Genomic DNA, 12,579 nt, shown 5'->3' with positions numbered 1-12,579 from the left:
AGCTGTTTACAAGTATAAATAAACAGCTTTTTTTTAATATTTGAATATGTAATCTTTTAATTACTTTATGTTTTTCGGTTTTTTACCTTGGTGTTTCCATCTTTTATGAGTCCAGAAGTAATAAGCAGGTGCTTTTCGAATAGTTTGCTCTACTTTACCTAAAAAGCGATGCATAATTTCATAGTTAGGAACATCTTTAATGTTTTCACCCTCTTCTAACAGCGGAATGAATGTGGCTTGATAATGTCCTCTTTTGATATATTCAACTTCAAGATACATGGGGATCATATTGAATTTTTTGCACAGAGCTTCACCTCCAGTATAGATAGGAACTTCAATACCCATAAATTCTTGCCAACAGTTTGTTTGACTAATCATAGGCGATTGATCACTTATAAAGGCATATACTCCGTGGTTCTTATCTAATTCGTTTTTGCGTGTCACTTTTATTGTCTCCTTCATTTCGATAAGGACTGTGTCAAATCGCATACGAATCTTCTTGATAAGTTTGTTGAAGTAGGGATTGTTTATTTTCTTATAAACGGCGTACCCTTGGAATTTTATGAATTTATCTAAGATGATTATCCATTCCCAATTAGCATAATGCGCACAAAAAAGCATAATACTTCTACCTTGTTTTTCTATTTCTAAGATTGTATCAAGATTTGTAAAAGAGAAGCGTTTCTTAAGCTCTTTCTCGGAAATAGTAAATGTCTTTATCATTTCTAAGAAAATATCACAAAGGTGTCTAAAAGACTCTTTTTCTACTTGTTTTACTTCTTTATCACTTAGCTCTGGCATAGTCATTTTGATGTTTGCACGTACTGTTTTTTTGCGATATCCCACGATTCTATAAAGTAGAATATAAAAACAGTCAGATACAAAATAAAAAACAGGAAAAGGCAACTTTGAAATTAACCAAAGTAGGGGATAAGCTATAATGTATATAAAGAATTTCATATTTGAATATTTATGCAAAGATACTTCTTTCGTCTATTTTCGGCAAAAAATGATTGCGCTTACAAAAGTATGTTTATTTTTATCTCAAATTTTACTTTTTCAAAATATGATGGATATTTCACCAGTAGTTTTAGCTATAATGGCTATTACGGGTATAGTCACTTACAAGGGGCTAAATGATTTTAATTTCTTTTACAAGTATTGTTTTGACATAGATGCAGTACGTGCAGGCGAAAAGCAGAGGATACTGACTTCGGGTTTTTTACATGTAGACTGGATGCACTTTATATTCAATATGATGACACTCTACTTTTTTGGTGATTATTTAATGCAGAATGTAGGTGTTGTGTTTTTTATATTAATCTATTTTGTAAGTATGATAGTAGGAAATCTCATAACATATCAAATGTATCAACACAAGGCGGGCTATCGTGCTGTAGGTGCTTCAGGAGCTATCATGGGGGTACTATATGCCAGTATTATGATTAACCCAGATATGATGTTAGGTATCTTTTTTATCATTCCTATACCAAGTTATTTGTTTGCTATTTTGTATTTGTTATACTCTGTTTATGGGATGAGACAGCAAAACGACAACATTGGGCATTCTGCTCATATTGGAGGAGCAATAGCAGGTCTGCTATTGATATTGTTAAAGTTTCCGATCTTAATTCAACAAAACTTATTGCTAATAGGTTTGATGTTAGTTCCTATAATACTGTTGTTTATCTTGTTTAAGAAGGGAAAACTATAGCCTAATAGATGTTAATTTTCAATAGGAGAAACTCGTAAATAGAAAGCTTTTAAATATATTTGTTTATATCAGAAAAAGAAAAAATATGAAAAGAGTATCAATATTATTAGGTGCAGCATTGTTAGCTACAACAGCTACATTTGCACAGACAAGTTATACATCTCCAATAACTCCGCAAATACAGGTAAACGGAACAGGTAAAGTATCTGTAGTTCCAGATAAGGCAGTGATACGTTTGGGTGTTGAGAATAAATCAAGCGATGCAGCTTCAGTTAAGAAAATTAACGATCAGAGTATTGCTAAAGTTTTGAAGTATCTTAAAAGCTTGAAAATTGAAGACAAGTATATTCAAACACAACGTGTAAGTTTATATCAGTCAAGAGATTATGAGGAGAAAAAAGATTACTATAATGCCAGTCAAGTGATCAGTATCACTTTAACTGATATTACAAAATACGAGGAGTTAATCGTAGGGGTAATGGAAGCAGGTGTGAACAAGATTGAAGGGGTAGAGTTTCAATCCTCTAAAATTGCTACTTATGAAGCAGAAGCAAGAGCTTTAGCAGTAAAAGAAGCAAAACAAAAAGCTACTGATTATGCGAATGCATTAGGACAGAAAGTAGGTAAAGCTATTTTAGTGTCAGATGGAGGAGGTTATGCTCCACCAGTTGTAAGACCAATGTATTTAATGAAAGGTACTGCCGACTCAATGGATCAAACTTTAGCAGTTGGTGAAATTGAAGTCACATCAGGTGTTTCTATTAGTTTTTCTTTAGATTAAAAAGAATAGAAGTTATAAAGTGAAAGGAGGGTGTCCCAAAAGGTCACCCTCTTTTGTATTATATAAAACGTTACTTTTCTCTTAGATTAAAAGTTCTTGCAATTAAAACGAGTTTTAGACTTATAATTTGTCATTTTTCGTTTATCAGTCTCTTTTTTAGGATGAAAATTGTTGTTTAAAGTCGATTTTTCTCTATTCTTAGTAAGTTTTCTTAAATTATGTGCAAGAGCCATCAGTCCAAATTCAATTTCGACCATTTCTAATCCTCTTAGAGTAAACCTAGTAAATTTGTTGTTGCTTTTTAGTTGTCCAAAAACAGCTTCTACTTCTACAGGTCTTTTACTTCTATGATATTTACCGCGTTCAGAGTTGAGTAATTCTCTAATATGTTGTTTTATTTGAACCAATCTATGATTCATAGAGACTGTTCTGTTTTCTGCTGCTTTATTACATAGCTCTTTTAACGAGCATTTCAAGCAGTTAGAAGCTTGATACAGATGTATTTTTGACGCAAAACCAGTGGTGGTGTATTTAGTACTACTTCCAATATTAGGTAGCTTTTCTCCATTTGGACATAAGATGTAATCAAACAATTTATTGTAGTAAAGATTGTGTTGTAGAAAAGGGTTGTTCTTCCAAGCTCTTTTCTGTTCCATATGAAAATAATTAAATTTCACATAGGGCGTTATTTCTCTTTCAAGTAAATACAGATAATTCTCTTCGCTACCATACCCAGCATCTGCTACAACTTCTTTACTTTGTTGTGCATAGGTTTGTTCAAAAGTCTCTAGATGATTGATTAAGGTAGTGGTGTCAGTTGATTTTTGTGCAATAGTATAATGTGTAATAAATTGATTTTCAGTACTTATTTGAGTATTGTAGGCAGGTTTAAGTTGCCCGTTTTTCATGTGATCTTCTTTCATTCGCATAAAAGTAGCATCTGGATCTGTTTTACTATAACTATTTCGAGTACCTAAAGTTTCTAGTTGTTGTTCGTATTTTTGCAAGCGAGGTAAATGCTCGTCTTCTAACTGTTTGAGCTGTTTAGCTGTAGGTTTGGGTAGGTCTGCCCTATGTTTATTTAACTGAGTCACTTTTTCTTTAAGCTCTAAACTATCAATATTTTTGGAACAGTGTTCTTTTGCGAGTTCACTTTGATCCTGTTTGATTTGACCCTCTATTTCTGTGAGAACATCTTGAATTTTTGTTTCTAATTTAGCCTTGTTTTTCTCCACTGAACCACGCCATACAAAGGTGTATCGGTTAGAGCTAGATTCAATTTTTGTTCCATCAATATATTGAACTTGTAAACTAACATATTGTAATTCTTGTAACAGACGAACCACATCTGCAAAAAGCTGATGGATTTGACCTTTCAATCGCTTAGCGCGAAAATAATTAATCGTGCGATGATCAGGCAAGCTATTACCAGATAACCACATAAAATAAATGTTCTCCGTCAAAGCCCGTTCAATCTTACGCGATGAATAAATATTATTGAAATAGGCGTAGAATAAGACTTTTATCATCATACGGGGATGATAACTGGTGGTCCCTCCTCCTTTGTATTGACTTAAAATAGAACTAATATCTAACTCATCAACAACAGCATTGATAAGACGAACAGGATGGTCTAGAGGAATTTTAGAAAAAATATCTTCAGGAAATAGACTCGGCGATTTTAAACTTTCAGATTTGAACATTATATTTGTCTTTCTTATTGTTTGGTTGCACCTTGAAGATAATTATTTTTGAGGACAAACAATGAAAAAACCCCGCCTTTTTTAGACGGGGTTTTGTTTTTTAGGCTTTTTAGACAGCCTCTTTTTTTTTATGGGGAGAAACTATTCAGTTCTTTATTTAGTATAATCAAATTCAAGTGGAACCTCTTGTTTTTTAGCGATGCGCTCAGCTTGTAGCGCTCTAAGTTCAACCCTTTTTATCTTACCGCTAATCGTCTTTGGTAATTCCGTTACAAATTCAATTTTTCTCGGCATTTTATAAGGTGCTAAGTGTTCTCTACAATAAGCAAAGATCTCTTTAGCTAATTCAGCAGATGCCTTTGTGTGGTCATTGAGAATAACGAATGCTTTGACCTCAAATCCCTTGACTGCATGTGGACTTCCCACTACTGCTGATTCGACAATTAAATCGTGTTCAAGCAATACACTTTCTACCTCAAAAGGACCTATTCTATAATCAGACGCTTTGATAACATCGTCATCTCTACCAATGAACCAAATATACCCATCTTCATCTTTATATGCTTTATCTCCAGTAAAATATACACCGTTTCTAAATACCTGTGCTTGTTTTTCTTTATCGTATAGGTATTCTTTAAATATGCCATTAAGTTGATCAGTACCTGTTTTGACACATATATTTCCTTCTTCATTAATTGGAACTTCTTTTCCGTTGTCATCAGCGATGATGATATCATATAAGAATGTAGGTTTACCCATTGAACCATATTTTACTTTAGCAGTAGGGTAATTGGCAACCATACAAGTACTTTCGGTTTGTCCAAAGCCATCCCTGACAAGTAGTCCCGTACCCTCTTTCCATTCCTCAATTATTTCAGGATTCAGCGGTTCGCCCGCTGCGACACACTGTCTTAAGCTAAAATTGTACTTCTTTAAATCTTCTTGGATGAAAAAACGTAGAACAGTTGGTGGGGCACACAATGTAGTTACTTTGTGTTTCTCAATTAATTCAAGTGTGGTTGCTGCACTAAATCGCTCTTTGGTATGGAAAGCAAAAATAGTAGCACCTACATTCCAGGGAGCGAATAAACTACTCCATGCAAATTTTGCCCATCCTGGTTGAGAGATATTATAGTGAATGTCATCTTTGGTAATTCCAATCCACGCTGTAGTTGTTAAGTGACCAAGGGGTTGACTCAATTGTGTATGACAAACAATCTTAGGCATACCTGTAGTACCTGAAGTAAAGAACATAAATAAAACATCATCTGGTTTCGTATGTGCACTTTCTGCTTCGGTTGACTGCTCATCTAATACCGCAAGAGGATACCAACCCTCTCGTTGGCCGTCAACAATAATTTTAACAGGAATATGAATACCAGCTAATTTTTCTGCCGCATCAATTTTCTCGACATTGTCTTGATCTGCTAAAATAACTTTAGGAGTAATTTTCTCAAAGCGATAGGCTAAGTCTTTTACGCCTAAAATACTTGCTGCTGGTGAAAGCTTATATCCCGCTTTAATCGTTGCCAAATGAGTTACCCAGTTAATGCGCTGTAACATCATCTGTGTCAGAATCACATCTCCCTGTTGGATGCCTTTGGAACGCAAAAAATTAATTAACTGATTATAGCGATTACACAGTGTCAAGAAGGTATAGTGATGTGTTACTTTTCCATCTGTCCAAAGTAATGCTGTTTTATCTGGTGTTTCTTTGACGTGTATATCTTCAAAAATCTCCTTCACCCAATTAAAGTGTTCAGGTTTGTCGATTTTAAGATCGTGTAAGGCACGATAGTCCTGATCGATGAGTAACTCACCGATTTTCTTATACAATTCTCTCATTTTTTAGTTTTTTGGTTGTAGAAATATACATAAAAGATTGAATAACTGAAAAATATGAGCTGTAAATTTAATAGTGAATAACAAATAAAGATTGACAAAATCTCAATGAAATACAGAGAAAAGTATTAGATTGGTAATATAATGACTTTTGCTATCCCTCATTTTATTTTTTCATTTGTAAAAAGCATAAACTGTTGTAAAATATATAATATGCAATTTTCTTTAGCTATCTAAGTCAGTGATAGGGAAAGTTATAGAATAAATTTGGGTTGCCTTGTGACGTTTAAGAAACGGGGATATATATTTTTTGTAGTAATTCTTCATACTCTTTTCTCGGATCACTTGCGTAAGTTATCCCACCTCCACTTTTGTAGTAAAAGTTATCACCTTGTTTTTCTATAAAGCGAATTAAAACTCCACTGTCTAGATTCTCTCCATCATATATACCTGCAATGCCAGTGTAGAAATTTCTATTATAACTTTCTGCTTGATTGATAATTTCAATTGTCTTTTCTTTTGGCGATCCCGTAATCGATCCCGCAGGTAAAATTTTTTGAAATAAATCTCCAATGTGTTGATGCCAATTCTCATTTAAATCGCCACTAATTTGTGAACTCATTTGCAGAATGGAACCTTTAGAGGTATGAATTTTATCTAAGTATTTGAATCGATCTACTTTTACGCGTTTAGCAACTATGTTTAGATCATTGCGAATTAAGTCAACAATCGTATAGTGCTCAGCATTTTCTTTGGCATCGTTTAACAGTATTTCTTTGGCATGAAGGAGATTGGCATCAATTGTCCCTTTCATTGGAAAAGAATAGATTCTATTGTCTTTTATTTTGACAAATATTTCAGGTGAAAAACAAGTGAATTTCCCTTTGACTAAAAGTTTGTACTTGGCTGAAACAGAATGAAATATTTCCTCTAATGAACAGTTTAGCTCTATCGGTGTTTGAATTGTAAGGTTTAACAAATAAGAATTACCCTTTTGGATATTGTCTTTTACTATTTCGAATTGGGTTAAATACTCTTGATAAGAAATAGGGTAGGCGCTGAGTTCAGGCTTTATTTTTACAGGACAAGAAGTGGTATTAGTGATATGGTTAAAGTCGTATTGCACTTGATTCTTGTCTATTTCTGCTAAAGGGGAGATAAAGCTATTTTGTTCCTCAAAGTCGATGATAAAGAGAAAGGGAATTCTTTGACTTCCCAATTCGTTCATTTTAGCTATAGTTGTATCTTTGAGATTCATTTCAACGTTTTAATTCGCTTTCAAAATTACGAATACTTTATGAGCCAGAAGAAACAAATTATCATTATTGATAATCACGATTCCTTTACCTATAACTTGTACCAATTATTTGACGAGCACCCAGACTGTGATGTTACTGTTGTTCAAAATGACCAGATTAATCTTGACGCTATTTCATCTTTTGATCAGATTGTCTTTTCTCCAGGACCTGATATTCCACAAAAAAGCCCTATCATGTATCAAGTTTTAGAGAAGTATAAAGAGACCAAACCTATTTTGGGTATTTGTTTGGGACATCAAGCCATAGGAGATTACTTTGGTGCGACTTTATTTAATTTGCCAGATGTCTTACACGGTCAACAACGATCACTGTGTATTCTGGATTCTGGCGAATTGTTATTTAGAGGGGTGGCTAATAATTCCACCGTAGGTTTATACCACTCTTGGGCATTAGCTGCTGAAAGTATTCCACCCGAGCTTATTGTTACAGCAGTAAGTACTGATGGAATAATTATGGGGATAAGACATCAGGAGTACAATATCAGGGGGATTCAATTTCATCCGGAGTCTTTTATGACAGAACAAGGGGCAATGATGATAAAAAATTGGATTGAACAGTAAGAATTATGACTGTTGAGTAAAATGGATTGAAAAATTGAAATAACAGAAATAAATTCATGGTTTATGTAGTTTACGTTGATTAAAATGTTGTTTAATCTATTAAATCGTGAAAATGAGTTAAAAGTAAATTGGATTATATGTCGTATCTTTGTCCTGTTTCTGAGAAGTATTAGAAGTTTAACAACTAATAATAATCGCAAGAAACGAATGAAAAAGGAAGTAGTAGAAATAAAAATGTTCTCAAGAGCTCAAACATTGTTTATTTTTATTAGAATGTTTTACTACATATGATTTTAATATAGATCTGTATTAGCTAATCATATAAAAATTGCTGTGAATTTATGAAAGCGGGTGTAATCAAAGATCCAAAAATCCAAAAATATTTACCATGGTTAGGCGCATTAGCAATCTTTATGCAGGCTTTAGATGCGACTATTTTAAATACAGGTTTACCTTCTATTGCGAAAAGCTTGGGAGAGTCGCCTTTACAGATGCAGAGTGTGATTGTATCCTATACTTTAACTGTTGCATTACTTATTCCTCTCAGCGGTTGGTTAGCAGACCGTTTTGGTACAAAAAAGATTTTTATTTTAGCAGTAACTTTGTTTACGTTAGGTTCTCTTTTTTGTTCAGTTTCCCGAAACTTAGATGAGTTGATATTATCGAGGATTTTCCAAGCCATTGGAGGGTCAATGATGGTGCCAGTAGCTCGTTTAACGTTGATTTACGCTTATCCAAAAGATAAATTGCTAAAGGTGATTAACTTTATTACTATTCCAGCTCTTATCGGTCCGATGTTGGGGCCTACAGTTGGTGGTTTCTTGGTAGAGAAACTCTCTTGGCATTGGATATTTTTAATCAATTTACCAGTTGGTATTATAGCTGTATTGTTTGCAAGGACAATTGTACCAGATTTTACAAATGAAGTTAAGCGTTTTGATTTATGGGGATGGTTGCTATTGAGTGGAGGGTTAACCATGATTACAATTGTGATTGAACGTTGGGATTCTCCGAGTATATCAGTATTCAATCTAATAGCATTTGGCTTATTGGCGATATTGTGTATTGTAGGTTATGTTTATTATGCGAAACGCACGCCCTTTCCTTTAATCAAACTTAGCTTATTTAAGATAGATACTCTAAAAATAGGATTAATAGGCAACTTGGTTACTCGTCTTGGCATAGGAGGAATGCCTTTAATGATTCCTCTTTTATTACAAGTAGGGTATGGTTATTCTGCTTTTTATGCGGGGTTAATGATGATCCCACAAGCTTTATCTAATTTGATTTCGAGAAATTTTGTTGTGCCGATTGTTAAGAAATACGGTTATAGAAAAACATTGATTTCCAATACTATTTTGACAGGGTTATTGATCTCGATGTTCTTTTTTATTGATAGAAATACGCCTTATTGGGTTGTGATTTTATTAATGATAGGCAACGGGGCATTTAATGCTGTACAATTTACTTCAATGAATACAATCTCACTTGCTGATTTAGATAATGAGACTTCAAGTGAAGGAAATAGCCTCTTGTCCGTAACACAACAACTGGCAATCAGTCTTGGAATCTCAGTTTCTGCAATGTTCTTGTTGATTTTCAAAAAGAGTTTTGTAGGAGACACAGGAGATAGTATTGATGTTTTTCGCTATACGTTCTTGGTAATGGGATTGCTTACCGTAATCTCCAGTTATGTCTTTACCAAATTAGATAGCAATTCTGGAGCAAGCATGGCTGGAAATAGAGTGTATAGCAATAAGGATGAAGCAAAGTAAAGGTAAATGAGTTTCAGCGTGATAAATGAGTGATATGAGAATTAGGCAATTGAAAGTAGAAGATGCTTGTGTGGTAGGAGATTTATTACAGCAAATGGAATATCTTGATACATAAGGATTTTCTCTTAAGTGCATAAGGGTTTTGCTCGCTAATGAGGAAGATGGATTATTAATAGTAGAAAGTGTGATAGGATAGAACTACATAGTCATAACAGAAGGACACACAAACATCGCTTCTATTTCAGACAAGGGTGTGAGGAAGCACCTAAGTAGCTGATCAAATATTTAAAATAGAACCTCAGTCTTAGAGGACTAAGACAAAAGATATATAGAATGAAGCAGTGGTAGACTTTGGTTTACTACTGTTTTTTTTTGTTTTTATTAGTTTTAAGATCATTTTTAAGCTTTCTTTTTTAGCACGAAAATATCTTTTACCATTTATCTGTGTTCTTTTATTCTTTATGATGAGTGAATAATGAGACTTTGCAGGAGTTTTTGGTAAAAATCTTCTATTAGACTAAAGACAGTTATATCTAAAGATACTATGAAGTATAAGGATGTCAAGCTCCACAAAAGCTATAGATGAGGTGAATTCGAATCAAGGTATTAGTTTATAGTTTTTCCATACTTACTAGACAATCTATTAAAAGCTTTGTAGCGATATACAAGGGCATTGCTTGCGGTTTTCTTGCACCTTTCTTCGAGAAAAGCACGCTCTGGGCAAGAAAACCCCAAGAAAGGTGCAAGAAAACCCGAAGGAAGTGCAAGAAAACCCCTCACATAAAGTATGTTAATCTGTTTTTTAAAATTCGTCAACTTGATTATTAATTTTAGTGTTTTCATCACTAAATAAGATAGTGCTCGTCTTGTAGAGGGAATAAATGCATATCAATTGGTAAGCGTAGAGCTACAATATTTTTTGTTTTATTATATTTAATTTGCGTTAAATAGGTTATCTATTGTGTATATTTAGATTAATAATTTGAAAAAAATGAAAAGAAGATCGCTTTTTAGACGTTATTGCTTTTTGATACTGGGATTATTTATGGTTATAGGTCTCTCTGGTTGTAAAGCATTTCGCTCTAACAATTATCAAAATGAGAAACTTGAATTACCACAATATTTTAATCGCGTTTATATTGACAAAAGCAAAAAATGCAAAACCAAGCTAAGCGGTACAGACGAATGTTGGTATGTAATCGTGAATAAAGAACTTGATTCTATGCGTTTGCACGTATTTTTATTTTGGGAAAGAGATCCTAATTATTTAATAGGGAAGTTAACAGGAAGGCATGCGCGGTTGACTAATGAAAAGGGAGAGTATTTAGACTTAACTTTTGCAAGCGACAGTACAATAAGGCTTAAAGGATATTATAATAACCAAGCTGTAAATAAAAAACTTGGAAGAGGTTTAGGAAGTAGCGAAATAGAGGTTAAATCTTTTACTAACGAATATGCAAAGACTGTCTTGGTGAGTAATGAAAACGAAGATTCTTATGTATTTACTCAGAAAGTATATAGGTTCAAGAGATTATTTGTAGAGCTAAAAAATGCAGCAGTAACCAAAAGACTAAATGAGCAGATAAATCATATTTTACTGCAAAAATTTGACGTAACAACTTTTGATGAATTTGCTCAAAAGTACAACAAGCAATATACGGCATCGGGTGATATTGTTCAATTCTTGGATCGAGATTTAAAAGAAGAAATTAGATGTGAATTAGTTTCTTTTGAAGGTGATGTGTTGATTATTAGTGTAGAAACAGGAGAGTTTGATGCAAACGGTAACTGTTTGAATAATTTAAAGATGAAATACAAGTTTGATGTAACAACTGGGGACTATGAAGAATGTGATTCTATTTTGATTGAGGTATCTAATCAATAGGATAAAAACGACTATAAAACCTCAATAAGCAATTGTAGATAAAAGCATACAGTTTTAAAAAGGTACACGTTTTTATTTATAATAGTTCTATAATATCGGAATCTTAAAAAACTAAGTTGAAATATTTATTTATGTTAAGGAAAAGCAATAATTTTAAGTTTGATGACTGAATAAGGTCTTGAGTTTTTATTTGAAATGTTAAAATACGAATGCTGTTAGGCAAAAGACATTTATTGTGATAATTGTCATTTTAACGGTACTATTTGAATCTTATTTTTACATAATCAAGATAGATTAGCTCAATAAATATTTAATTATTTTAAACATTTACAAAAATGAACACACTCTCACGCAAGATTGTAATGGCAGCGACAGGGTTATTTTTGTGTTTATTCCTATTAATACACTGTTTAGGGAATACACAATTATTTCTGGAACCAGAACAAGCAAAATTAAGTTTTAATGCTTATTCGCATTTTATGACAACTAATCCTATTGTAAAGATTATATCCTATGTTCTTTACTTGTCTATTATCGGGCACGTTGTTTATGCATTAATCATCACTTTGAAAAACAGAAAAGCAGGTGGTTTGTATAAACGTGATAATAGAGGAAGAGCGAGCAAATGGTATAGTAGAAATATGGGATTATTAGGGACTATAGTTTTAGTTTTTTTAGTTACACACTTTGCTAATTTTTGGTATATCTATCGTTTTGGAGAGTTTACGGCTGTGGATGCTAATGGAAATAAGGATTTATTCTTGTTAGTACAAGAGACTTTTACTAATCTGTGGATTGTAATACTTTATGTAGTAGCGATGATTGCATTGTGTTATCATTTGATTCACGGTATCAATAGTGGGGTTCGCTCATTAGGATTATTTCATCCAAAGTTTGTTCGTTGGATTAACGTAATTGGAATTATTTATTCTGTAGTATTATGTGTAGGCTTTGCTTTAATGCCTTTATATATGTATTTCACCCAAAATTAAGATGTTGT

Annotated in this window: 10 protein-coding genes; 6 read left to right on the top strand and 4 right to left on the bottom strand. The window is 33.2% G+C overall.

The window, feature by feature from the left end; genetic code table 11:
- Nucleotides 1-60: 60 nt before the first annotated feature.
- Entirely contained in the window at nucleotides 61-960 is a 900-nt protein-coding gene (locus tag NWE55_RS01220; protein ID WP_155092596.1) for a lysophospholipid acyltransferase family protein, read from the bottom strand.
- 109 nt (nucleotides 961-1,069) lie between these two features.
- Between NWE55_RS01220 and NWE55_RS01215 the strand changes: the two genes are divergently transcribed.
- Together NWE55_RS01215 and NWE55_RS01210 are read left to right on the top strand one after the other, a co-directional pair.
- Nucleotides 1,070-1,714: a rhomboid family intramembrane serine protease gene (locus NWE55_RS01215; protein WP_155092637.1), complete on the top strand. Its 645-nt coding sequence runs from the start codon at nucleotides 1,070-1,072 to the stop codon at nucleotides 1,712-1,714.
- A gap of 85 nt (nucleotides 1,715-1,799) precedes the next feature.
- The gene (locus tag NWE55_RS01210; protein WP_155092595.1) at nucleotides 1,800-2,495 is read left to right on the top strand and encodes an SIMPL domain-containing protein; all 696 of its coding nucleotides are present in this window, start codon (nucleotides 1,800-1,802) and stop codon (nucleotides 2,493-2,495) included.
- An 86-nt stretch (nucleotides 2,496-2,581) separates the two neighbouring features.
- Here the strand turns inward: NWE55_RS01210 and NWE55_RS01205 are convergent, their stop codons facing one another.
- From NWE55_RS01205 to NWE55_RS01195, 3 genes are all read right to left on the bottom strand, one after another.
- Entirely contained in the window at nucleotides 2,582-4,198 is a 1,617-nt protein-coding gene (locus NWE55_RS01205) for an IS1182 family transposase (RefSeq protein ID WP_258204053.1), read from the bottom strand.
- Nucleotides 4,199-4,351: 153 nt separating this feature from the next.
- Nucleotides 4,352-6,043 carry an acetate--CoA ligase gene (locus tag NWE55_RS01200; protein ID WP_155092767.1) on the bottom strand — a complete coding sequence of 564 codons (1,692 nt, stop codon included), beginning with the start codon at nucleotides 6,041-6,043 and terminating at the stop codon, nucleotides 4,352-4,354.
- Between the two features lie 283 nt (nucleotides 6,044-6,326).
- Complete coding sequence (locus tag NWE55_RS01195; protein WP_155092768.1) at nucleotides 6,327-7,298, bottom strand: aminodeoxychorismate synthase component I; 972 nt, start codon at nucleotides 7,296-7,298, stop codon at nucleotides 6,327-6,329.
- A gap of 39 nt (nucleotides 7,299-7,337) precedes the next feature.
- Here NWE55_RS01195 and NWE55_RS01190 point away from each other — a divergent pair, with 39 nt between their 5' ends.
- From NWE55_RS01190 to NWE55_RS01175, 4 genes are all read left to right on the top strand, one after another.
- Complete coding sequence (locus tag NWE55_RS01190) at nucleotides 7,338-7,919, top strand: anthranilate synthase component II (protein WP_155092769.1); 582 nt, start codon at nucleotides 7,338-7,340, stop codon at nucleotides 7,917-7,919.
- A 341-nt stretch (nucleotides 7,920-8,260) separates the two neighbouring features.
- Nucleotides 8,261-9,694: a multidrug transporter subunit MdtD gene (gene mdtD / locus NWE55_RS01185; protein ID WP_155092770.1), complete on the top strand. Its 1,434-nt coding sequence runs from the start codon at nucleotides 8,261-8,263 to the stop codon at nucleotides 9,692-9,694.
- Between the two features lie 991 nt (nucleotides 9,695-10,685).
- Entirely contained in the window at nucleotides 10,686-11,579 is an 894-nt protein-coding gene (locus NWE55_RS01180) for a hypothetical protein (RefSeq protein WP_155092771.1), read from the top strand.
- A 335-nt stretch (nucleotides 11,580-11,914) separates the two neighbouring features.
- A complete protein-coding gene (locus tag NWE55_RS01175; protein WP_155092772.1) occupies nucleotides 11,915-12,571 on the top strand; it encodes a succinate dehydrogenase cytochrome b subunit in 657 nt (218 codons plus the stop codon).
- Nucleotides 12,572-12,579: the final 8 nt, after the last annotated feature.

This window comes from Myroides albus (assembly GCF_024722315.1).
In the GTDB taxonomy this organism is placed as follows: Bacteria; Bacteroidota; Bacteroidia; order Flavobacteriales; family Flavobacteriaceae; genus Flavobacterium; species Flavobacterium album_A.
This window is presented reverse-complemented; position numbering and strand designations above follow the sequence as displayed.